Source organism: Citrobacter sp. EC_71 (assembly GCF_019584005.1).
Taxonomy (GTDB): domain Bacteria; phylum Pseudomonadota; class Gammaproteobacteria; order Enterobacterales; family Enterobacteriaceae; genus Citrobacter; species Citrobacter werkmanii.
On record NZ_VDAY01000004.1, the window covers coordinates 50,757 to 72,984 of the forward strand.

Genomic DNA, 22,228 nt, shown 5'->3' on the forward strand with positions numbered 1-22,228 from the left:
GACCGCAAAAGTGTGGCGCATATGTTATTCCTGTTTGCAAATGGCTTGGGTTGAGAAAATGCCTGCAAGATTCTCAACGTGTTCGGTCTCAGAGAGAACCACGCTGGCATGGCATTGCTGTTCACGACCCTTCCCCCACTGAATGGTTATCGGAAAGGTCGTCGGAACCCCTGCGAGGTAGACGGTGCCGGTATCATCAACGATACCGAGAATTGAGGCATTATCGACGGAGACCATCGCACCAAAAGGAATCACTTGTCCCCTGGCATCGGTGAGATGGAGTAGCATCCGATAACCTATGTGGGCGACAAAGTTAGCCGCCACCGCAGCGCTACGGCTTGGAATGACTGTGGCAGCGGTTGCATCGGTGTCAACATCATCCGGCAGGCTTGTGGTATCAATACGAATGCTGTTTTTTTGATACGGCGTCAGAGAGGGAATCACCGCATTGCCCTGCCAGTCAGTTCGGACACCGCGCTGATTCTGAAACCGGATACCTTTAGCTCCTTGTGCAGAGACAATAGCAAATTGATCGCCCAGCGGTTGAGAGAGAGTGACGCCATGAGGATGGGCGACTATCGCGCCGCTGGCACCCAGACTCAGCTGCTGCGAGTTATCTGACGAGGTGTAGTAGCCAGCGTTCAGATTGGCATACTGCGAGCGGTAGCTGCTGTAAATACTGCTGGTATCCTCGCCATCGTGGTTGCTGTGGCTTTGTTGTAGGGAGTAGCTCAGGCGCTGATCGTCAAGTAGAGTGCCGTTCAGGCCGATGTTATGGCGGGTATATCCATGCTTGCTGCTGCTGACGTTGTAGTTCGACCAGGCATTGGGCAGCCAGCGGCTGAGTGGCACGCTGAGCCCGAAGGCTACCATTTGATCGTCTGGCCCATCACTGGTTTTACTGTAGGTATAAGTCAGATGATAGCTAATCTTATTGATCGTCGTATTTATCCCGGCAGACAGGCTGCGTTCCGACTCTGAAGTTCCCCAGTAGTCCTGCTGATAACCGTTCAGGTAGATGCTGCTACCCAGCAATGTTTGGCTGATGCTGGCCTGAATGCGATTACGTTTGTTATAGCTGAACATCAGGTCATCTTCATTGCCACTATATTTTTTATTGGCATCACTAAAGCTGTAATAGCCCTGCGTTGAGTAGCGATAGCTGGCGAGCGTGAAATTGGTGTCGGTACGCTCTATCTTCCCTGAATAAAGCAGGCGATACGACTGTCCGGAACTTGTTTGATCATTATCCAGCGTAGTTCTGGCGGCTGTGACATCAGCCGAGAGTGCGCCCAAATTACTCAGTGCAATGCCGATACCGGCGTTCGCAGCCTGATAATCACCAGAAGAAGTGGCTCCGCCGAACAGCGTTGCGGCATTGTTCAAACCGTAGATAAAACTGGCCTGAGCGAATTCGGGCTCTTTCTCGTTGCTGCCGCTGGCCGCCCGATAACGGGCCGCGGTAACTTCGTATTTTATCCCGCCGGGTCGTAACATCACGGCGGTGCTGGAGTAGGGTTGGGTAAAATGATGTTCTGTGCCGTCGGCTTCTTTTACGGTGACCTCCAGATCGCCGCTGTTGGTAGTAGAGTAGAGATCGGAAATCTCAAAAGCTCCTGGGGCAACGTTTTGCTGGTAGATCAAATAGCCATTTTGCCGGATAGAGACTTCTGCATTTGAACTGGCGATCCCGCGTATGATGGGTGCGTAGCCGCGCTGGCTATAAGGTAACATTTCATCATCAGAGGCCAGGTTTACACCTGTGTACTGAATACTGTCGAAGACATCGCCACGGGTGCTGTTTTCACCCGCGGTAAACTGGCTGCGTAGCACATCAATATCATGTTGTAGATAGGTATTAATGGCATCCCAGGCATTGATGCTTTCAGATTTGCTCCAGGTGGAATAGTTGCGTACCCGCCACCCGCCCAGGTTAAGACCACTACGCAGATTGAGGTACTGGCTGTCAGAGGTATTATGGTTACCGTCACGGGTCTGTGAACCTGAATAACTGTAATCCGTGAACAGAACCGGTACGCCGTCATCCCACAGTGACGAGTCAATACCGTCCCTGGCCGGATTCGCAATGGCGGCCTGCGGCATGCTGATATTGAGCGTCATCGTGGAAAAGTCGAGCGATGATGAGGCTTGTGGGATGTAATACCCCAACGGATGTGGCAGAGGAACATTCGCTGGGGAATCTGCAAGTGACTGATTGTTCTCAATTTTAACGCCCCAGTGGCGCAGCATTTCCGGCGTGATCTGCGCCTGAAGCGCACCATCTGCGGCACTTATATAGGTAACCAGTTCTTCACCCAACAATGTCTTATTGAGCCGTAGTCGTGAAGGCCAGGTACCGGGCATTTGTGCATTTTCGCGAGAAAAAAGCGACAAATCGATATTCTGCTGCGAGAGTTCGTTGCCCTCCAGTGATGAAGAGGAAAAGGAGTATTCTCGCGCGAGAGCGTTGCCTGAAACGACAAATGCAACGCTAAGAAGACCGCGGATTAATAACGATAGCTTCGAAGAAGGAAACGTTGAACGTCGCAACATTAACCCCCCTTGCTCAACGGGGCTGAGTATTGTTGTGAGGCATTTCCGTAGTCGGTAATGCAATGCCATGTGACCTGCTTACCGTTATCCTGCTTGGGTAATGGGAAAGTGGCGGTGCTGAAAGGTGCCACCATATCTGCTTTCGGGAGTGAAACTGTTCCCAAGTGCAAACTATCGAAAACCGTATAGAAGGCGTTATTATTCGTTACCTGTAACTGGTTACCTGAGCGCACAAACTGTAATTTCTCACAGCTTTGTTCCGGTGAGCCCGTAATATTTTTAGGGCGCCAGAACAGTTTGAGTCGGGTTTTATAGATTAGCCGAAGAATATTTTTACTTTCATCCTCTTTGACGGTGGCCGGAATAGTGCGCACGTTCATATAAAATAGCGATTCTTTATTCTCTGGCATCGGCGTTCCGTTCCAGGTGATACGCAGACTCTGCTCTCTTTGCGCGTTGAGGCGAAAAAGTGGTGGAGTAACGATAAAAGGTCCCCGCGTTTTCTCATCCCCTGTATCAGTCCACGACTGAATTAACCATGGCAGTTGCGTGTCAGTATTGGTCAACGCCAGTGCGACCTCCTTTTTCTTAGCATCAAAAATAATCCGTGTGCGGCCAACCTGAATTCCACTCGCCGGACAAAAATGCGAGTAAAAGAGAGGTGGAAATAATGCCACCATAATAAGGATACGCATAAAATGGATCCGTAATAGTATTAAATATTGTCAACAGCATTGAGTGCCTGGATTATTCCAGGCGTAAAAACAGGAAGTATTAGCGATATAAAATATTAATTGTCATGTCCGCATCGGCTGGGCCAGCAGTAACTTCTTTTGCGAACGATTTATAGCGAGCCTGAAGATGAGCCTGAATGGTATCGGTGGACTCTGTTGATAGCGGGACATAAACTTGCCCTTCGGAGCCATCAAATGCCAGCAACGTTGTTGGTAAGTTAGCTGGGCTAAGAGCAATGCCGATTCCGGTAGCGGCCGTCTCTCCTGCGGTCGTGATCTGGCTGACGTCAAGCAGCGTTTTGGACTTAGTTAATGCGGTAGGGCCGTTAAAGGTTAACTGCACGGAAGTCAGGCCTTCTGTCGTTACCGGACAGTCAGTCAGTTTTATATCGACATCGACCAGATCTGTTTCTGTACCCACAGTGGTAAATAATGATGTCGGCCAGGTACCCAGCGGTATAGTACTTTCGTTGCCATTATCGCCATCAATGACACAACTTGGTTCGATAATCTCTCCAGTAAAATGAATCGTCCCGGCATTCATTTCTGCGGCTAATAGATTAAATGAATATGCTGAGAACAGAGCAAAAAATACAACGCCTTTCCTCATTTTCATGATTTGATTGCCCCTGTAAATGTTAATATTTTATTCCATAAAAATATGGATGTAGCCCAATGGTAATATTATTAGGTCGCCAGTATACATGAGGTTTAATCGTTGTGGAGTAGGGGGGGTTAAGTTTGTTATAATTCAGGGTTATAGGTTTTATTTTAATATTGAGTCTGGCAGGAGTAATAAACAATGTGATTATGTTAAGTGTTTCTTATATTTTCTGTTTTCTAAAACTTAGACGAAATTGCCTTTTTTTTATTCGATTTTGTTTTGTTACGGAGTCATGTTCGTCTTTGTTTTAATGTTTCTTAATTCAAAAATTAATAAATATTATGCTGCGATGGCGATTTTAGCCGACGATGAGACGGTATTGCGGAGGCTGTATCAGCCGGGTAAACCTCGAAAAGAGCATGATTGCGCGGTTTTTTCTCGCCATTGCTTATGGGCCATGCTGGCATGATAAGTAAGACGTAATGGGTAGCGAGCACGTACTGTGGCAGAAGAAAGCGACGACGACAAAACAGAAGCCCCCACACCCCACCGACTTGAAAAAGCACGGGAGGAAGGGCAGATCCCCCGATCCAAAGAGCTGACTTCACTGCTTATTTTGCTGGTGGGAGTGTGCATTATCTGGATTGGCGGGGAGTCGCTGGCCCGCAGACTGGCTGGCATGCTGTCGGCTGGGCTACGGTTTGACCACAGTATGGTCAATGACCCAAATCTGATCCTCAGCCAAATCATCCTGCTGATTAAAGACGCGATGATTGCGCTGTTGCCGTTGATTACTGGCGTCGTTCTGGTGGCATTGATCTCACCCGTGATGCTTGGTGGCTTGATCTTCAGTGGTAAATCTCTGCAACCCAAGTTCTCTAAGCTGAATCCGCTGCCGGGCATTAAACGCATGTTTTCCGCGCAAACCGGTGCCGAACTACTCAAAGCGATACTGAAGTCCACGTTGGTGGGAAGCGTGGCCGGATTTTATCTTTGGCATAACTGGCCAGCGATGATGCGGCTGATGGCGGAATCTCCGATTACGGCGATGGGCAACGCCCTGGATTTAGTCGGTATGTGCGCGCTGTTGGTGGTGCTGGGCGTCATTCCCATGGTCGGGTTCGACGTTTTTTTCCAGATTTATAGCCACCTGAAAAAGCTGCGCATGTCGCGTCAGGATATCCGTGACGAATTTAAGCAAAGTGAAGGCGACCCGCACGTTAAGGGCAAAATACGCCAAATGCAGCGCGCGGCGGCACAGCGTCGCATGATGGCGGATGTACCGAAAGCGGACGTCATTGTGACCAACCCAACGCACTACTCGGTGGCGTTGCAGTATGACGAGAACAAAATGAGTGCGCCGAAAGTTGTTGCCAAAGGCGCGGGGCTGGTGGCGCTGCGTATTCGTGAGATTGGCGCCGAGCATCGTGTTCCAACGTTAGAAGCACCACCGCTGGCGCGTGCATTATATCGCCATGCAGAGATTGGTCAGCAAATACCGGGTCAATTATATGCCGCCGTTGCCGAAGTGCTGGCATGGGTATGGCAGTTAAAACGCTGGCGTCTGGCAGGCGGCAAGCCGCCACCACAACCTGAAAACCTTCCGGTGCCTGACGCACTGGATTTTATGAACGAGAAGAATACTGATGGCTAATCTGGTCGCGATGCTGCGCCTGCCCGGCAACATGAAATCCACGCAATGGCAAATCCTTGCCGGGCCGATCCTCATTCTGCTGATCCTGTCGATGATGGTACTGCCGCTGCCGGCTTTCGTCCTCGATTTGCTGTTCACGTTTAACATTGCGCTGTCGATCATGGTGCTGCTGGTCGCGATGTTTACACAGCGCACGCTGGAGTTTGCTGCATTCCCGACGATTTTGCTGTTCACCACATTATTGCGCCTGGCCCTGAACGTCGCGTCGACGCGTATCATTTTGATGGAAGGACATACCGGTGCGGCGGCGGCGGGGAAGGTGGTTGAAGCCTTTGGTCACTTCCTGGTGGGCGGTAACTTTGCCATCGGTATCGTGGTCTTCGTTATTCTCGTCATCATTAACTTTATGGTTATCACCAAAGGCGCAGGTCGTATTGCTGAAGTTGGCGCGCGCTTCGTGCTGGATGGTATGCCCGGCAAGCAGATGGCGATTGATGCCGACTTGAATGCCGGACTGATTGGCGAAGATGAAGCCAAAAAACGACGTTCGGAAGTGACGCAGGAAGCGGATTTCTACGGTTCTATGGACGGTGCGAGTAAATTCGTACGCGGAGATGCCATCGCCGGTATTTTGATCATGGTGATCAACGTCGTCGGCGGCCTGTTGGTCGGGGTGTTACAGCATGGCATGAGTATGGGAAGCGCAGCGGAAAGTTATACCCTGCTGACTATCGGTGACGGCCTGGTCGCGCAGATCCCCGCGCTGGTCATCTCAACAGCGGCGGGTGTTATTGTGACCCGCGTGAGTACCGACCAGGATGTAGGCGAACAGATGGTGACCCAACTGTTCAGTAATCCAAGCGTTATGCTGCTTAGTGCAGCGGTGCTGGGTTTGCTGGGCCTGGTACCTGGTATGCCAAACCTGGTATTTTTGATGTTTACCGCTGCATTACTCGGCCTGGCCTGGTGGATGCGTGGTCGCGAGCTTAAAGCGCCTGCTGAGCCTCAGCCGGTGAAAATGCCGGAAAATAACTCTGTGGTGGAAGCCACCTGGAACGATGTTCAACTGGAGGATTCACTGGGAATGGAGGTGGGTTACCGCCTGATCCCAATGGTGGATTTTCAGCAGGATGGCGAGCTTCTGGGGCGAATTCGCAGTATTCGTAAGAAATTTGCCCAGGATATGGGCTTCCTGCCGCCGGTGGTCCACATCCGCGACAATATGGATCTGCAACCCGCCCGCTATCGCATTCTGATGAAAGGGGTGGAAATCGGCAGCGGGGACGCTTATCCCGGACGTTGGCTGGCCATTAATCCAGGGACAGCGGCAGGTTCGTTGCCGGGTGAGAAAACGGTCGATCCGGCTTTCGGTCTGGACGCTATCTGGATTGAGAGCGCATTGAAGGAACAGGCGCAGATTCAGGGCTTTACGGTGGTTGAAGCCAGTACCGTTGTCGCTACGCATCTGAATCACCTGATTGGTCAGTTTGCCGCAGAGCTGTTCGGGCGCCAGGAAGCGCAACAGCTACTGGACCGCGTCTCACAGGAGATGCCAAAGCTAACTGAAGATCTGGTCCCTGGGGTTGTGACGCTGACCACACTGCACAAAGTACTGCAGAACTTACTGGACGAAAAAGTACCGATTCGCGATATGCGCACCATTCTCGAAACGCTGGCTGAGCATGCGCCGCTGCAAAACGATCCGCATGAGCTTACTGCGGTAGTCCGTGTTGCACTGGGGCGCGCCATCACCCAGCAATGGTTCCCGGGTAATGAAGAGGTTCAGGTTATTGGCCTGGATACCCCGCTTGAACGTCTCCTGCTGCAAGCATTACAGGGCGGCGGCGGTCTGGAGCCTGGTCTGGCAGACCGGCTGCTGGCCCAAACCCAGGAAGCGCTCTCCCGCCAGGAAATGTTGGGCGCGCCGCCGGTATTGCTGGTTAATCACGCGTTGCGTCCGTTACTGGCACGCTTTTTACGCCGCAGCATACCGCAGTTGGTGGTGTTATCGAACATGGAGCTTTCTGATAACCGCCATATTCGTATGACGGCGACCATTGGAGGTAAATAATGCGTAACTTACTGTGGTTGTTGGTTTTTCCTTTGGTGGCGCAGGCAGCCGGAGAAGGGGCATGGCAGGCAAGCGGGATGGGGATCACCTTAAACCACCGTGGTCAGTCAGCGTCGTCTGCACCTCTGGTTCCGAGCCAACCAGTCTCGGGTTTGATGACCTTAGTGGCGTGGCGCTATGAGCTTAATGGCCCAACTCCTGCAGGGTTACGTGTGCGTTTATGCTCTCAGTCTCGTTGTGTCGAGCTGGACGGGCAAAGTGGCACCACCAACGGGTTCAATAATGTTCCCGCCATTGAACCTATGCATTTTGTCTGGGAAGTTCCTGGCGGCGGTCGTCTAATCCCCGCCTTACAAGTACAGAGCAATCAGGTGATTGTAAACTATCGTTAACGCCTCTCTTCATTAGGCCAGCAGCAGAAACTGCTGGCTGCTTCGCAATTTTAGCCCGCTGATTTGATTAAAAAGAAACGCCGTTTTATAAAATTGGTGACATACGTTGCCGGACTCTTTGTGCTGTTGCCATTTCGCGAACATCCCTGGCAGAAACAGAAAGGTTTCACTTGCTGTTAGCTTTTACTGTGACCCTGAAAGGACGCCCAATATCAATGCGAGGATTGCGGGGCCTCCCAATAATGTGCAGGGGTAACGGCAATGAAGACACGTAAAATCGGATTGGTTAACTATTTTGCCTACGGTTCGGGGGATTTTTTAGGCGCAGGCACCACGGCATTAACCGCCGCCTGGCTGCTCTATTTTTACACTACGTTTTGTGGTCTGACGCCTATCGAGGCGACCTTCATTTTTGCCACCGCCAGGGTGCTGGATGCCGTGGTTAGCCCGTTAATGGGTTTTTTAACCGATAACTTTGGCTCCACCTGGCTCGGTAAACGCTTCGGGCGACGTAAGTTTTTTATTCTGTTGGGGATCCCCTGCGTCTTTAGCTACTCGCTGATGTGGATGGGTGACATGGGGTTCTGGTATTACCTGCTGACCTATCTGATTTTTGACGTGGTCTACACCATGATTCTGGTGCCTTATGAAACGCTGGTGCCCGAAATGACCGATGACTTTAAACAGAAAACCAAGTTTTCTGGCGCACGTATTTCGATGGCGCAAATGTCAGCTATTCTGGCCTCGTTCTTACCCGGCGTTCTGCTAACGCTGTTTGGCAAAGATAACCCGGTGTCTTTTTTCTATGCCAGCCTGGTGTTCTCTGTGCTGTGCGCGCTGATGCTGACTTTCGTCTGGTTCTTTACCTGGGAGCGCCCACGTGCTGAGTGGACTGAAGCCGCGCTGCGAGCCGAAGAAGAGAAGAAAAAGCTGACCTTTAGCCAAAGCATGAACCGCCTGTTCGTTGAACTGAGTTCAACACTGCGCATCCGTATCTTCCGTCAGCATTTAGGAATGTATCTCGGCGGCTATATAGCGCAGGACGTTTTTAACGCCGTCTTTACTTACTATGTGGTGTTTGTGCTGATGCAGGAAGCCTCGATGGCGTCAAACCTGCTGGGAACGATGGCTATCTTCCAGTTTATTGCCGTTATCGCCATGATCCCATTGTGTATCCGCTTTGGACCCGCGCCATCATACCGGATGGTCGTTGTCCTGTTTGGCGCGAGTTCTCTCTCTTATGCGCTGCTTTATTATGCCGGGTTAAGCGATGTTTATTCTCTGTTGCTGCTGGTCTCTGCCATTGCGGGCCTGGGACGCGGCGGGATCAATTATGTTCCCTGGAATACCTATACCTATATTGCCGATGTTGATGAAGTGATTACCGGCCAGCGCCGGGAAGGAATTTTCGCTGGCATCATGACGTTAACGCGTAAGGCGTCGCAGGCGGGAGCGGTGATGCTGGTAGGGATTGTCATGCAGATGTCCGGTTTTGTCTCCGGTCACAACGTACAACCCGCGGCGGTCAGCCATACCATTCTGTTAATTCTGAGCTGCGGTACGCTAATTGTTCTGGCGCTGGGTTTCCTGGTTTCCCTACGCTTCAAACTGAACCTGCAAACCCACAGTATCCTGCGTGAAGAGACCGCAAAAATGCGGGCGTCGGGACGCCCCGTGCCGGAGGGACTCTCTGCCAAAGGCCGTGCGACCGTAGAGGTGCTGTCAGGCATGCCATATGAATCACTTTGGGGTAACAACAATATTGGTTACCTGAATCGTAATAAGCCAGCTGCACCGAAACTGGAAAAGGGTGCCGCATTGAATTCGACATTGACAGAGGTGAAGTAAATGATTGTTTACCCCGTTAAACACAGCCCGTTATTGCGTCAACCAGACCATTTTATTGCCAGGGATGAATTAAAAACGTTGATCAAAAAGGTGACGCATAACCTGGTCAATATTCATGACGAGACGGGCGAATTCCTGCTGCGTCTGGACGACGGACGCGTTATTGATACCAAAGGCTGGGCGGGATGGGAGTGGACGCACGGTGTCGGCCTGTACGGGATGTATCAGTATTATCAGCAAACTGGCGATGAGACGATGCGCGATATCATCGACAACTGGTTTGCCGAACGCTTTGCTGAAGGCGCTACCACCAAAAACGTTAACACTATGGCGCCGTTTTTAACTCTGGCATATCGCTATGAAGAGACGCGTAACCCCGCGTATCTGCCCTGGCTCGACAGCTGGGCTGAGTGGGCAATGCATGATATGCCGCGTACCAAATTCGGCGGTATGCAGCACATTACGCTGGCGGAAGAGAATCATCAGCAAATGTGGGATGACACGCTGATGATGACGGTTTTGCCACTGGCGAAAATCGGCAAGTTGCTCAACCGTCCAGAATATATTGAAGAGGCAACCTATCAGTTCCTGCTGCATGTGCAGAACCTGATGGATAAAGAAACGGGGCTGTGGTTCCACGGCTGGAGCTATGAAGGGCAGCATAATTTTGCCAACGCCCGCTGGGCGCGTGGCAACAGCTGGTTAACTATCGTGATCCCGGACTTCCTCGAACTGCTCGATTTACCAGAAAACAGTGCCGTTCGCCGCTATCTGGTGCAGGTTCTGCACGCGCAAATCGCGGCGCTGGCTAAGTGCCAGGATGAAAGTGGATTGTGGCACACGCTGCTGGACGATCCGCAGTCATATCTGGAAGCGTCAGCCACAGCCGGATTTGCGTATGGGATCCTCAAAGCGGTACGTAAACGCTATGTCGGCCACGAGTATGCTGTGGTGGCCGAAAAAGCCATCAGAGGCATTGTGCAACATATCTCACCAGAAGGAGAATTGTTGCACACCTCGTTTGGTACCGGAATGGGGCACAATCTCGATTTTTACCGCAATATCCCGCGGACCTCCATGCCATATGGACAGGCAATGGCGATACTGTGCCTTACCGAATACTTGCGTAAGTATTTTTGAATTCGTTGGCAGATGGTGCCGCCGCTAACGGACCTGCTTGTTGGGGCACCTCTGTTTGCGCGGCATTATCCTGCGGCGCAAACAGATGATCCATGATTTGCCGCATGACCGGCGCGGCGGTTACGCCGTCGCTGCCGCCATTTTCGAGGATTAACGCCACGGCGACTTTCGGGTTCTTATAGGGCGCAAACGCGGTATAAAACACATGGTCGCGCAAACGGACCGGAATCATTTTCGCATTGTAGGTCTGATTTTCTTTCAGGCTGAAGACCTGTGATGTGCCACTTTTCGCCGCAATGCCGTAAGGTGCGGTGTGAAAGAACTTATACCCGGTGCCGTTTGGTTCATTTGCCATGCCGAACATCGCCTGACGCACCAGCCCCCAGTAGGGTGACGATGCAGAGGCGATTTGCGACGGTGCTTCAGTAGCCTGGTACGGTGTGTGGGTTTTGCCGCTTTCTTCATCAAGTAGCAGGTGAGGGACGATGACTTTGCCGTTGTTAATCAGTGCTACCATAGCCTTTACCATCTGGATTGGCGTGGCAATCCAGTAGCCCTGGCCGATACCAACAGAAATGGTATCCCCTTGATACCATGCTTTTTTATGTACTTTCTGCTTCCATTCGCGGCTCGGGAGCAGGCCGTTATACTCCTCATCAAGATCGATACCGGTCGGTTTACCGTAACCAAACTGGCTGAGCATGCGGTTAATCCGGTCGATCCCCATCATATACGCCACCTGATAGAAGAAGGTATCGGCGGATTCTTCAATCGCTTTGGTGACGTCCAGCATACCGTGACCGGTTTTTTTCCAGTCACGATAATGCCGCTCGGTGCCGGGGAGCGTCCAGGTGGGGGCACCGAAAAAACTGGTCTGCGGAGTGATGACTCCGTCCAGTAAAGCAGACATCGCCATGTAAGGTTTGACCGTGGAGGCGGGAGGATACAGCCCCTGTGTGACGCGGTTGATTAAAGGCAGGTCTTTATCCTGCAGCAGCTTGTTATAGTCCTGATAGCTGATGCCTTTGACAAACGGATTGGGGTCATAGCTGGGGTTTGAGACCATCGCCAGCACGGAACCGTCGTGCGGATCTTCCACCAGTACTGCCGCACGCTGGCCCGCCAGAAGACTCTCAATGTATTGCTGTAAATGTAAATCCAGCGTCAGATGGATATCTTTTCCGGCAACGGGCGGCACATCCTTGATCAAGCGGACGATGCGTCCGTGGTTATCGACTTCCACCTCCTGATAGCCGGTTTTTCCATGCAGTTCGTTTTCGTAATAGTGCTCAATACCCTGCTTGCCGATGTTGTGATCGGCGGCGTAGTTTTCTGCCAGACCTTTTTTATCCAGTGCTTTCAGATCGTTGTCGTTGATTTTTGAAACATAGCCAAGGACATGCGCCAGTGCGGCGCCATAGGGATACTGGCGGTCTTCATAGCTATTGATATTGACGCCACTGAAATGAAACTGATTAACCGAGAAACGGGCGATTTCTACATCGGTCAGCGCATTTTTTAGCACTACCGGGCGATAACGGCTGCTGGATTTTAGCTCATGGCGGAACTGGTCAATGTCATCCGGGGTGAGGTCAACGATCGGCGTTAACTGCCTGATTAGGGCATCCATATCGCTGATTTTATAAGGCGTAACGGAAATGTCGTACCAGGTTACGTTGCGCACCAGCGGGATGCCGTTGCGATCGTAAATCATGCCTCGCGTTGGGGCGACTGGCAGCATTTTGATGTCGTTTGCATCCGACCGGGTGGTGTAATACTGGTGCTGACGGATTTGTAGGTTGTAGAGATTGTAAATCAGGATGCCAAAACAGATGACCACCACGCCAAAGGCCACTATTACACGCCGCTGGAAGAGTTTTTCTTCCGCCTCAAAATCTCTGAATGTCATTGACCCGTACCCGATTAATTCGCCGCCTAATGATACGGAGGCTCAAATGGGATGACAGGCCAAATATGTTCCATATCTCTACGGAAATGTGTCATTCCTTGTGAGTTGTTACAGATAGCCTGTTACGGAAATAAAAAAGGCCTGAGTCCGCGTTACAGACTCAGGCCTCAATCCTTGCGAACTTACATGCGTTCTACGGTTTCGATACCCAGCGTATCCAGACCCAGCTTCAGGGTTTTCGCCGTCAACTGCGCCAGCTTCAGACGGCTGTTACGAATCTCTTCGTTCTCAGCGCTGAGGATAGGGCAATGCTCGTAGAAGCCGGAGAACAGACCCGCTACGTCGTACAGGTAGGCACACATCACGTGCGGCGTACCTTCACGGGCAACGACGGTGAGCGTTTCTTCAAACTGCAGAAGACGAGCGGCCAGTTGGGCCTCGCGATCTTCACGGATAATGACCTGCGCATTTGCCAGCGCGTTCTCGTCGATATCCGCTTTACGGAACACGGACAGTACGCGGGTGTAGGCATACTGCATGTACGGCGCGGTGTTGCCTTCGAACGCCAGCATATTGTCCCAGTCGAAGATGTAGTCAGTGGTACGGTTTTTGGACAAGTCCGCATATTTCACCGCGCCGATACCGACTGCATTCGCCAGCTTTTCCAGCTCATCGGCAGGCATATCCGGGTTCTTCTCAGCCACCAGACGACGCGCGCGTTCCAGCGCTTCATCCAGCAGATCGGCCAGTTTAACCGTACCGCCCGCGCGGGTTTTGAACGGCTTACCGTCTTTACCCAGCATCATACCGAACATGTGGTGTTCCAGCGGTACGGAATCCGGCACATAGCCGGCTTTACGGACGATGGTCCAGGCCTGCATCAAGTGCTGATGCTGACGGGAATCGATGTAATAGAGAACGCGGTCAGCATGCAGCGTTTCGTAACGATATTTGGCGCAGGCGATGTCGGTGGTGGTGTAGAGATAGCCGCCATCTTTCTTCTGAATGATAACGCCCATCGGTTCGCCTTCCTTGTTCTTATACTCATCAAGGAATACGACGGTAGCGCCTTCGCTCTCAACAGCCAGGCCCTTAGCTTTCAGATCGGCCACGATACCTGGCAGCATCGGGTTGTACAGGCTTTCACCCATGACGTCGTCACGGGTCAGCGTGACGTTCAGGCGATCGTAAGTTAACTGGTTCTGCGACATGGTAATGTCGACCAGTTTGCGCCACATCTCACGGAAATATTCGTCGCCGCCTTGCAGTTTAACAACATAGCTACGGGCGCGTTCTGCGAAGGCTTCATCTTCGTCGTAATGCTTTTTCGCGTCACGGTAGAAACCTTCAAGGTCAGCCAGCGCCATCTCTCCGGCGTTTTCTTGCTGCTGTTTTTCCAGCCATGCGATCAGCATACCGAACTGAGTACCCCAGTCGCCAACGTGGTTAGCACGAATAACATTGTGGCCGAGGAACTCCAGCGTACGCACCGCTGCGTCACCGATGATGGTGGAACGCAGGTGACCCACGTGCATCTCTTTCGCTACGTTAGGCGCGGAGTAGTCAACAACAACGGTTTGTTTAGCCGGTTGAGTTACGCCCAGACGATCGGAGGCCAGCGCCTGCTGAACATGCTGCGCCAGAAATGCCGGATCGAGAAAAATATTGATAAAGCCCGGGCCAGCAATTTCAACCTTGCTGGCAATCCCGTTGAGATCCAGATGAGTCAGCACCTGCTCAGCCAGTTGTCGCGGCGCCATACCCAGTTTTTTAGCGACAGCCATCATGCCGTTGGCCTGATAGTCACCGAACTGTATTTTTGCTGACTGACGAACCTGCGGTTCGCAATCTGCAGGCGCGCCTGCAGCAATCATGGCCTGACTGACTTTTTCTGAGAGAAGAGCCTGAATATTCACTGGAATACCTTACATTTATGAAGCGGGATAAAATTCACCGCGCCAGTTTAAGAATTTAGGGCGGGAGTATACTGCAAATGCCCGTTGTCGTCAGCATCGCGAGTACTGTGCGCTGTCGGAAATGAAAGCAACGCAATTACGTATAATTATGCATATTGCGTTCGAAAAAAACAGCGGTTGGATGGCGCAGCGCAACAGAGTAAATTAGCGGCTTTGAACATGGATATGAGCTTTTATTATGGCGAACTGGCAAACAGTTGCAGAACTGCATGATATTTCCGCAGATTTACCGCATTTCGCGCAGGCGTTAACGGAACTTTCCACCCGTCTTGGTCTGGATGTCACACCGCTTGAAGCCGATCACATTTCTTTGCGTTGTCATCAAAATACTACCGCAGAGCGCTGGCGTCGTGGATTTGAGCAGTGCGGTGAATTATTGTCAGAGAACATCATCAATGGCAGACCCATTTGCCTGTTCAAACTCCATGAGCCGGTTTGCGTCCTGCACTGGACATTTTCTATCGTAGAGCTGCCGTGGCCGGGAGAAAAGCGTTATCCACATGAAGGTTGGGAACATATTGAGATTGTCCTGCCGGGAGATGCGGAGACGCTGAATGCGCGAGCGTTGGCGCTGCTTTCCGATCAAGGCCTGAGTCAGCCGGGCATCTTTGTGAAAACCAGCTCACCGAAAGGAGAGCGGGAGCGTTTACCGAATCCTACGCTGGCGGTCAGCGATGGCAGTGTGACGATAAAGTTTCATCCGTGGTCGATTGAAACCATTGTGGCAAGTGAGCGACAGGAGTGAACATGGCCTTACTGGAAGTTTGCTGTTACAGCATGGAATGCGCGCTTACGGCGCAGCAAAACGGCGCGGATCGCATTGAGCTTTGCGCAGCGCCCAAAGAAGGGGGCTTAACGCCGTCACTGGGCGTATTGCGTTCGGTTCGCCAGCATGTGGCTATTCCCGTCAACCCGATTATCCGCCCACGTGGAGGGGATTTTTGTTATACCGACGGTGAATTCGCGGCAATGTTGGATGATATTGCGATGGTCAAAGAACTGGGATTTCCAGGGCTGGTGACCGGTATTTTAGATGTGGATGGCAATGTCGATATGCCGCGCATGGAAAAAATAATGGCTGCTGCCGGTCCGCTGAATGTTACTTTTCATCGGGCGTTTGATATGTGCGCTAACCCACTCAATGCGTTACAAAAATTATCTGAATTGGGCATCGCCAGGGTACTGACTTCCGGGCAAAAATCAGATGCAGTGCAAGGTTTAACAAAAATAATGGAACTTATTGCGCTGGCGGGTGCTCCAATCATTATGGCCGGAGCGGGGGTTCGCGCCTCGAATTTGTCCCTGTTCCTGGATGCTGGAGTGCAGGAAGTCCATAGTTCTGCCGGAGTATGGCTGGCTTCCCCAATGCGTTATCGCAATTCGGGGTTGTCGATGTCTTCGGATACGCAGGCGGATGAGTATTCTCGCTATGCGGTAGACGGAGCGGCGGTTGCTGAAATGAAAGCAATCATGGCACGCCATCAGGCCAGCTGATTTTTACCGTTGCATCATGTCGCCCAATATGATGCTTGCTCGTACCAGGCCCCTGCAATTTCAACAGGGGCCTTTTTTTCTCCTTCATATTTCAGGCCGCAGCAGCGTTGGCCGCCTCGCGCACCCCGGTCACGTAGTTATCTACACTCCCGGGGATTTGCTGCGTTGCCGCCATGCTGCAACTTGAACTATTTTGGAGAAACGGTGCTATACGTAACGGTCATTCGGCAATCCATTACGGTTTACGCGCAATCAATACCGCACGTAATGGGGCGGGGTAGCCTTCTACCGTTTTATTGTGGTCGTTCGGGTCGAGGAAATCGGCCAGCGATTCGGTTATCATCCACTCGGTGCGACGCTGCTCTTCGGTAGTGGTGACGCAGACATCGGCGATGCGTACATCAACAAATCCGCATTTTTCCAGCCAGTTTTTTAGCGCCAACGCAGACGGGATAAAATAGACGTTACGCATCTGCGCGTAGCGGTCACCCGGCACCAGTACGGTATTTTCATCACCCTCGACTACCAGCGTTTCCAGTACCAGTTCACCCTCTTTAACCAACTGATCTTTCAACTGCCACAGGTGTTCCAGCGGGGAACGTCGATGATACAGCACGCCCATGGAAAACACGGTATCAAAGGCGTTGAGCGCCGGAAGCTGTTCAATACCCAGCGGCAGCAGATGCGCACGCTGATCGTTGCCCAGCAGTTTACGCACCGCTTCAAACTGGCACAGGAACAATTGCGTAGGATCGATGCCAACCGCCAGGTGCGCGCCCGCGCCAATCATACGCCACATGTGATATCCGCTGCCGCAGCCGACATCGAGAATGGTACGCCCGGTAAGATCCGATAAATGCGGCAGGACGCGATCCCATTTCCAGTCTGAGCGCCATTCGGTATCGATATTGACGCCGTACAGCGAGTATGGCCCTTTCCGCCATGGCATCAGGTTCCGCATCAGAGTGTCGATGCGTTTGAGTTGACCGTCGCTGAGCGGTTGCTCGCTTTCTGCGGTGACGCTATGCAGTAAGTCCAGACGATACGGCGTTAACTCTGGCAAAAACTCCACCGCATTCGACCACTGCTTAAATAAGCCATGCTGATCGCGCTGCCAGGCGGCGATTTGCGCCGGAAGCGTTTCCAGCCAATGGGAAAGGTGATTTTTGGCAATCAGTTGATAAAAGTTACCAAAGTCGATCATGCGCTGACCTCAGCTTTCAGCGCCACCAGGGAACCAAAGTTGAAGCACTGGAACCACAATTCGCTGTGCTCAAAACCAGCCTGATGCAGTCGCGCTTTGTGTGTTTCTACGGAGTCGGTCAACATCACGTTCTCCAGCATGCTGCGCTTCTGGCTGATTTCCAGTTCGCTATAACCATTTGCGCGTTTGAAGTCGTGGTGCATGTTGAACAGCAGCTCGCCAACTTGAGCGTCTTCGAAACTGAATTTTTCCGACAGCACCAGCGCGCCACCGGGATTCAGTCCCTGATAAATCTTATCCAACAATGCCTGGCGCTCTGCTGGCTCAAGGAACTGCAGGGTAAAATTCAGCACCACCATCGAGGCGTTTTCGAGAGTAATGTCGCGAATATCGCCTTCGATGACTTCAACCGGAGTAGGGGCCTTATAAGCGTCAATATGGCGACGGCAGCGCTCCACCATCGCCGGGGAATTATCAATGGCAATAATTTTGCAATTCTCGTGATGAATATTGCGACGCACTGAGAGCGTCGCCGCGCCCAGAGAGCAGCCGAGATCGTAGACCTGCGTGTTGGGTTGGACGAAACGTTCGGCCAGCATGCCAATCATCGAAATGATATTGGAGTAGCCGGGAACGGAACGCTGGATCATATCCGGGAAGACTTCAGCTACCCGTTCATCAAAGGTCCAGTCACCCAGACTGGCGATAGGCGCAGAAAAAAGCGTGTCGCGGTGAGACATAACGTAAAAATCCGGGAAAAATAAAGTGGCGTATTGTGCGCTAATGCAGGGAGAAAACCAACTCCCAGGGCATATACCAAAGATTCGCCAGCACCATTAGCAACAGCGAACACCAGGTCGCGCTCATGCCTGAACGCCGCCAGCGGAAAAGCCGGTGGTGGAATCCGTAATAATGCATCAGTCGTCCGGCAATCAACATCAGTCCGCAAATATGCACCATCCACGTTTCTGCGCCGTTCATTTCCATAAATAACAACAGCACTAACGCGACAGGAATATACTCCACCGCATTACCATGAATACGGATAGCGCTTTGCAGTTCGCTAAAACCACCGTCACCATAAGCAACGCGGTACTGCATACGCAGGCGAACGACGTCAAATGAGAACTTTATTAACAATAACGCACCCAATACGGCATAAAGCGCGCTTACCATACAAACTCCCTTTAAAATGGCAGATGGCACTGTCTATGATAGGTGGCAATTTCAGAAAAGAGAAGATTGCTGTGGAATAGACGGTGCTGATCCGATCTCTGGCAGGGCGCTACGTAAATCTGCCCATAGCGTGTCTACCAGCTCCGGGGCCTGCGCGATATCCGGCGTATGCAAAAATAAATATGGCGTCGTAGATTGATGCCACAGCGACAGTTTATTTAACCAAACGGCAAATAACTGCCGGTTTTGTGCCATATCATCGCTACCGATAAAACGCACCATCGGATGATTGGCCGTTACCACTGCATGAACCGGAACCTTCGGTTTCTTACGCTGGGCCTCGCGTATTGCTTCAGTATGTGGGATGGCGGCATGCACCGGGCGACTGTCTAAGATTACCCGGTTTACACATCGCTCATGCAGGCCGCGATTCAGTTGCTGCTCTTCTTCGCCTTTGGCAAAGAAGTCCGGATGGCGAACTTCGACACCGTAGGTAAAGGATTTGGGGAGCGCATCGAGAAACGGCCACAGAGCGGACAGGTCGCGTGGGCCAAAGGTGGCGGGTAATTGCAACCAGTATTGCCCGATGCGCGCTTCCAGCGGCGACATGCGCGTTAAAAATTCCTGTACCAAATCATCACAGTTACGCAACGCGGCCTGATGTGAAATGGTGGCCGGAAACTTAAAACAAAATCGAAACGCATCGGTGGTTTGTGCATGCCAGCGGGTGACAATCTCGGCTTTTGGCAGCGCATACAGCGTGGTATTGCCCTCCACACAGTTAAAGTGGCGGGCATACTCTTCCAGGCTGGTGATCCCAAGTCGCACCCATTTCGGGTGCGACCACTGGGGTAAGCCGATATAGATCATAACGCTTGCAGGATCTCGTCCACGCTGCGAACGCGCGCAATACGTGGGAAAATGTGTGTCATGCTGCCCTGATGCTGATCAGCACTGGCGGCGCTACAGGCATCTTCCGCAACGATCAGATTAAAACCTAGCTCCCATGCGTTTCGTGCGGTGGATTCCACGCCAATATTCGTGGAGATGCCACACAGAACGATGGTATTGATACCCCGACGGCGCAACTGTAGCTCGAGATCGGTACCGTAGAACGCTCCCCACTGACGTTTGGTGACTTCCACATCGCTGGCGCATTTGCCCAGAGCTTGCGGGTAATCCCACCAGTTGTCGGGTAACGCTTTGGCCGGAGCCTGGGCATCAACCGGTTGTTTCAGCGCTTCGGCGTAATCGTCAGACCAGCCAACGCGTACCATTACTACTGGAGAACCCTTAGCACGAAATTTTTCCGCCAACCGTGCGGCGCGGGTAACCACATCGTGTGCCGTATGTGGTCCGCCAGCGAAAGGCAGGATCCCTTCCTGTAAGTCAATAACGACAAGGGCGGTTGTTGTTGCGTTCAGTTCCAGCATGGTCACTCCAGTAAAAAATAAGAATTCCGTTACACCTTAATCGCGAATCAGTGTGAAAGGGGCGACAATTTTTGTTATTTTTTGTGAGATTACGCAATGCCCGTCGAGGAAACAGGCGTACAGTCAGTACCGGACTTATCGTGCGGCAGAATTTCCAGTATAATAGCCGCCTTTTTTCATTCAGTTGTGACATTCAGCTAAAGCTGCGACTTCGTCATCTGCGAGACAGGTGACAATCCGCCTGCGGCAAAGTTAAGGGATATCTCATGCGTACAGAATATTGCGGGCAGCTACGTCTGTCCCACGAGGGGCAGCAGGTGACTCTGTGTGGTTGGGTCAACCGTCGTCGTGATCTTGGTAGCCTGATCTTTATCGATATGCGCGACCGCGAAGGTATCGTGCAGGTATTTTTCGATCCGGACCGTGCGGACGCGTTAAAGCTGGCCTCCGAACTGCGTAATGAGTTCTGCATCCAGGTTACGGGCACCGTGCGTGCGCGTGATGCGAAAAACGTCAATGCCGATATGGCGACTGGCGAAATTGAAGTACTGGCATCCGATCTGACCATCATCAACCGCTCAGACTCACTGCCGCTGGACTCTAACCACGTCAATACCGAAGAAGCGCGTCTGAAGTATCGTTATCTGGATCTGCGTCGTCCTGAAATGGCGCAGCGCCTGAAAACACGCGCCAAAATTACCAGCCTGGTTCGTCGTTTTATGGACGATCACGGCTTCCTCGACATCGAAACCCCGATGTTGACCAAAGCGACGCCGGAAGGTGCGCGCGACTATCTGGTGCCTTCCCGCGTTCATAAAGGCAAGTTTTACGCGCTGCCGCAGTCTCCTCAGCTGTTCAAACAGCTGCTGATGATGTCTGGCTTTGACCGCTACTATCAGATCGTAAAATGCTTCCGCGATGAAGACTTACGTGCTGACCGTCAGCCTGAATTTACCCAGATCGATGTGGAGACATCCTTCATGACTGCGCCGCAGGTGCGTGAAGTGATGGAAGCGTTAGTGCGTAATCTGTGGCTGGAAGTGAAAGGTGTGGATCTCGGTGATTTCCCGATCATGACCTTTGCCGAGGCTGAGCGCCGTTACGGCTCCGATAAACCAGACCTGCGTAACCCAATGGAGCTGGTTGACGTCGCCGATCTGGTAAAAGACGTTGAGTTCGCGGTGTTCTCTGGTCCGGCGAACGATCCAAAAGGCCGTGTTGCAGCCCTGCGCGTACCGGGCGGTGCGAGCTTAAGCCGTAAGCAGATCGATGATTACGGTAACTTTATTAAGATCTACGGCGCGAAAGGCCTGGCTTACATCAAAGTCACCGAGCGCGCGAAAGGTCTGGAAGGTATCACCAGCCCGGTGGCTAAGTTCCTGAACGCAGAAATCGTGGAAGCGATTCTGGCGCGTACCGGTGCGCAAGACGGCGACATGATTTTCTTCGGTGCCGACAACAAGAAAGTGGTTGCCGACGCGATGGGCGCGCTGCGTCTGAAACTGGGCAAAGATTTGAACATTACCGACGAGTCGAAATGGGCGCCGCTGTGGGTCATCGACTTCCCGATGTTTGAAGATGATGGTGAAGGCGGTCTGACCGCGATGCACCACCCGTTCACCTCGCCGAAAGACATGACCGCTGCTGAGCTGAAAGCTGCGCCGGAAGATGCGGTTGCCAACGCCTACGATATGGTTATCAACGGCTATGAAGTAGGTGGTGGTTCCGTCCGTATTCACAACGGTGATATGCAGCAGACCGTATTCGGTATTCTGGGCATTAACGAGCAAGAGCAGCGCGAGAAATTCGGCTTCCTGCTGGATGCGCTAAAATATGGTACACCGCCGCATGCGGGCCTGGCGTTTGGTCTGGATCGTCTGACCATGTTGCTGACGGGTACGGATAACATTCGCGACGTTATTGCCTTCCCGAAAACGACGGCAGCCGCGTGTCTGATGACTGAAGCGCCAAGCTTCGCCAATGAAGCTGCGCTGGCGGAACTGAGCATTCAGGTTGTGAAGAAGGCCGAGAATAACTGAT

General features: G+C 52.1%; 18 protein-coding genes. 8 read left to right on the forward strand and 10 right to left on the reverse strand.

Annotated elements, in window-relative coordinates:
* Positions 1-24: 24 nt before the first annotated feature.
* From FHD02_RS05335 to FHD02_RS05345, 3 genes are all read right to left on the reverse strand, one after another.
* Positions 25-2,553, reverse strand: coding sequence for a fimbria/pilus outer membrane usher protein (locus FHD02_RS05335; protein ID WP_220393663.1), 2,529 nt, complete (start codon positions 2,551-2,553; stop codon positions 25-27).
* Positions 2,553-3,248 carry a molecular chaperone gene (locus FHD02_RS05340; protein WP_137370955.1) on the reverse strand — a complete coding sequence of 232 codons (696 nt, stop codon included), beginning with the start codon at positions 3,246-3,248 and terminating at the stop codon, positions 2,553-2,555. The genes FHD02_RS05335 and FHD02_RS05340 overlap by 1 nt, the downstream gene beginning before the upstream one ends.
* A gap of 79 nt (positions 3,249-3,327) precedes the next feature.
* A complete protein-coding gene (locus tag FHD02_RS05345) occupies positions 3,328-3,903 on the reverse strand; it encodes a fimbrial protein (RefSeq protein ID WP_137370956.1) in 576 nt (191 codons plus the stop codon).
* A 490-nt stretch (positions 3,904-4,393) separates the two neighbouring features.
* Between FHD02_RS05345 and flhB the strand changes: the two genes are divergently transcribed.
* The 5 genes from flhB to FHD02_RS05370 all read left to right on the forward strand — a co-directional run bounded on the left by flhB (position 4,394) and on the right by FHD02_RS05370 (position 10,996).
* On the forward strand, positions 4,394-5,545 hold the full coding sequence (gene flhB / locus FHD02_RS05350; protein WP_220393664.1) for a flagellar biosynthesis protein FlhB: 1,152 nt from the start codon (positions 4,394-4,396) through the stop codon (positions 5,543-5,545).
* A complete protein-coding gene (flhA, locus tag FHD02_RS05355) occupies positions 5,538-7,616 on the forward strand; it encodes a flagellar biosynthesis protein FlhA (RefSeq protein ID WP_137370958.1) in 2,079 nt (692 codons plus the stop codon). Before flhB ends, flhA begins: the two co-directional genes overlap by 8 nt.
* Complete coding sequence (gene flhe, locus FHD02_RS05360) at positions 7,616-8,008, forward strand: flagellar protein FlhE (protein WP_042307783.1); 393 nt, start codon at positions 7,616-7,618, stop codon at positions 8,006-8,008. The genes flhA and flhe overlap by 1 nt, the downstream gene beginning before the upstream one ends.
* Before the next feature lie 261 nt (positions 8,009-8,269).
* Positions 8,270-9,856 (forward strand): MFS transporter, encoded by a 1,587-nt coding sequence (locus tag FHD02_RS05365; protein ID WP_220393665.1) that lies wholly within the window; start codon positions 8,270-8,272, stop codon positions 9,854-9,856.
* Positions 9,857-10,996, forward strand: coding sequence for a glycoside hydrolase family 105 protein (locus tag FHD02_RS05370; RefSeq protein ID WP_137370960.1), 1,140 nt, complete (start codon positions 9,857-9,859; stop codon positions 10,994-10,996).
* Here the strand turns inward: FHD02_RS05370 and mrdA are convergent.
* A complete protein-coding gene (gene mrdA, locus FHD02_RS05375; RefSeq protein WP_220393666.1) occupies positions 10,968-12,905 on the reverse strand; it encodes a penicillin-binding protein 2 in 1,938 nt (645 codons plus the stop codon). The two genes, FHD02_RS05370 and mrdA, sit on opposite strands and share 29 nt — an antisense overlap.
* A gap of 182 nt (positions 12,906-13,087) precedes the next feature.
* On the reverse strand, positions 13,088-14,821 hold the full coding sequence (gene argS / locus FHD02_RS05380) for an arginine--tRNA ligase (RefSeq protein ID WP_079223710.1): 1,734 nt from the start codon (positions 14,819-14,821) through the stop codon (positions 13,088-13,090).
* A gap of 238 nt (positions 14,822-15,059) precedes the next feature.
* Between argS and FHD02_RS05385 the strand changes: the two genes are divergently transcribed.
* Positions 15,060-15,626, forward strand: coding sequence for a VOC family protein (locus tag FHD02_RS05385; protein ID WP_042307793.1), 567 nt, complete (start codon positions 15,060-15,062; stop codon positions 15,624-15,626).
* A 2-nt stretch (positions 15,627-15,628) separates the two neighbouring features.
* Positions 15,629-16,375 carry a copper homeostasis protein CutC gene (gene cutC / locus FHD02_RS05390; RefSeq protein WP_220393667.1) on the forward strand — a complete coding sequence of 249 codons (747 nt, stop codon included), beginning with the start codon at positions 15,629-15,631 and terminating at the stop codon, positions 16,373-16,375.
* A gap of 235 nt (positions 16,376-16,610) precedes the next feature.
* On the opposite strand, the gene cmoB is transcribed toward cutC, so the two are convergent.
* From cmoB to FHD02_RS05415, 5 genes are read right to left on the reverse strand one after another with little or no spacing between them, the layout of a single operon-like run.
* Positions 16,611-17,579, reverse strand: a complete 969-nt coding sequence (gene cmoB / locus FHD02_RS05395) for a tRNA 5-methoxyuridine(34)/uridine 5-oxyacetic acid(34) synthase CmoB (RefSeq protein ID WP_137370963.1) — start codon at positions 17,577-17,579, stop codon at positions 16,611-16,613.
* Positions 17,576-18,319 (reverse strand): carboxy-S-adenosyl-L-methionine synthase CmoA, encoded by a 744-nt coding sequence (cmoA, locus tag FHD02_RS05400; protein WP_042307799.1) that lies wholly within the window; start codon positions 18,317-18,319, stop codon positions 17,576-17,578. The genes cmoB and cmoA overlap by 4 nt, the downstream gene beginning before the upstream one ends.
* Before the next feature lie 40 nt (positions 18,320-18,359).
* A complete protein-coding gene (locus FHD02_RS05405) occupies positions 18,360-18,755 on the reverse strand; it encodes an MAPEG family protein (RefSeq protein ID WP_003833847.1) in 396 nt (131 codons plus the stop codon).
* 51 nt (positions 18,756-18,806) lie between these two features.
* Entirely contained in the window at positions 18,807-19,625 is an 819-nt protein-coding gene (locus FHD02_RS05410) for a DUF72 domain-containing protein (RefSeq protein ID WP_220393668.1), read from the reverse strand.
* Positions 19,622-20,188, reverse strand: coding sequence for a hydrolase (locus tag FHD02_RS05415; RefSeq protein WP_220393669.1), 567 nt, complete (start codon positions 20,186-20,188; stop codon positions 19,622-19,624). The genes FHD02_RS05410 and FHD02_RS05415 overlap by 4 nt, the downstream gene beginning before the upstream one ends.
* A 266-nt stretch (positions 20,189-20,454) precedes the next feature.
* Between FHD02_RS05415 and aspS the strand changes: the two genes are divergently transcribed.
* On the forward strand, positions 20,455-22,227 hold the full coding sequence (aspS, locus tag FHD02_RS05420) for an aspartate--tRNA ligase (RefSeq protein WP_061381103.1): 1,773 nt from the start codon (positions 20,455-20,457) through the stop codon (positions 22,225-22,227).
* Position 22,228 lies beyond the last annotated feature (1 nt).

Coding starts and splice junctions, on each gene's coding strand:
- FHD02_RS05335 (WP_220393663.1), bottom strand. CDS start 2,553: ATGTTGCGACGTTCAACGTTTCCTTCTTCGAAGCTATCGTTATTAATC.
- FHD02_RS05340 (WP_137370955.1), bottom strand. CDS start 3,248: ATGCGTATCCTTATTATGGTGGCATTATTTCCACCTCTCTTTTACTCG.
- FHD02_RS05345 (WP_137370956.1), bottom strand. CDS start 3,903: ATGAAAATGAGGAAAGGCGTTGTATTTTTTGCTCTGTTCTCAGCATAT.
- flhA (WP_137370958.1), top strand. CDS start 5,538: ATGGCTAATCTGGTCGCGATGCTGCGCCTGCCCGGCAACATGAAATCC.
- flhe (WP_042307783.1), top strand. CDS start 7,616: ATGCGTAACTTACTGTGGTTGTTGGTTTTTCCTTTGGTGGCGCAGGCA.
- FHD02_RS05365 (WP_220393665.1), top strand. CDS start 8,270: ATGAAGACACGTAAAATCGGATTGGTTAACTATTTTGCCTACGGTTCG.
- FHD02_RS05370 (WP_137370960.1), top strand. CDS start 9,857: ATGATTGTTTACCCCGTTAAACACAGCCCGTTATTGCGTCAACCAGAC.
- mrdA (WP_220393666.1), bottom strand. CDS start 12,905: ATGACATTCAGAGATTTTGAGGCGGAAGAAAAACTCTTCCAGCGGCGT.
- FHD02_RS05385 (WP_042307793.1), top strand. CDS start 15,060: ATGGCGAACTGGCAAACAGTTGCAGAACTGCATGATATTTCCGCAGAT.
- cutC (WP_220393667.1), top strand. CDS start 15,629: ATGGCCTTACTGGAAGTTTGCTGTTACAGCATGGAATGCGCGCTTACG.
- cmoB (WP_137370963.1), bottom strand. CDS start 17,579: ATGATCGACTTTGGTAACTTTTATCAACTGATTGCCAAAAATCACCTT.
- cmoA (WP_042307799.1), bottom strand. CDS start 18,319: ATGTCTCACCGCGACACGCTTTTTTCTGCGCCTATCGCCAGTCTGGGT.
- FHD02_RS05405 (WP_003833847.1), bottom strand. CDS start 18,755: ATGGTAAGCGCGCTTTATGCCGTATTGGGTGCGTTATTGTTAATAAAG.
- FHD02_RS05410 (WP_220393668.1), bottom strand. CDS start 19,625: ATGATCTATATCGGCTTACCCCAGTGGTCGCACCCGAAATGGGTGCGA.
- FHD02_RS05415 (WP_220393669.1), bottom strand. CDS start 20,188: ATGCTGGAACTGAACGCAACAACAACCGCCCTTGTCGTTATTGACTTA.
- aspS (WP_061381103.1), top strand. CDS start 20,455: ATGCGTACAGAATATTGCGGGCAGCTACGTCTGTCCCACGAGGGGCAG.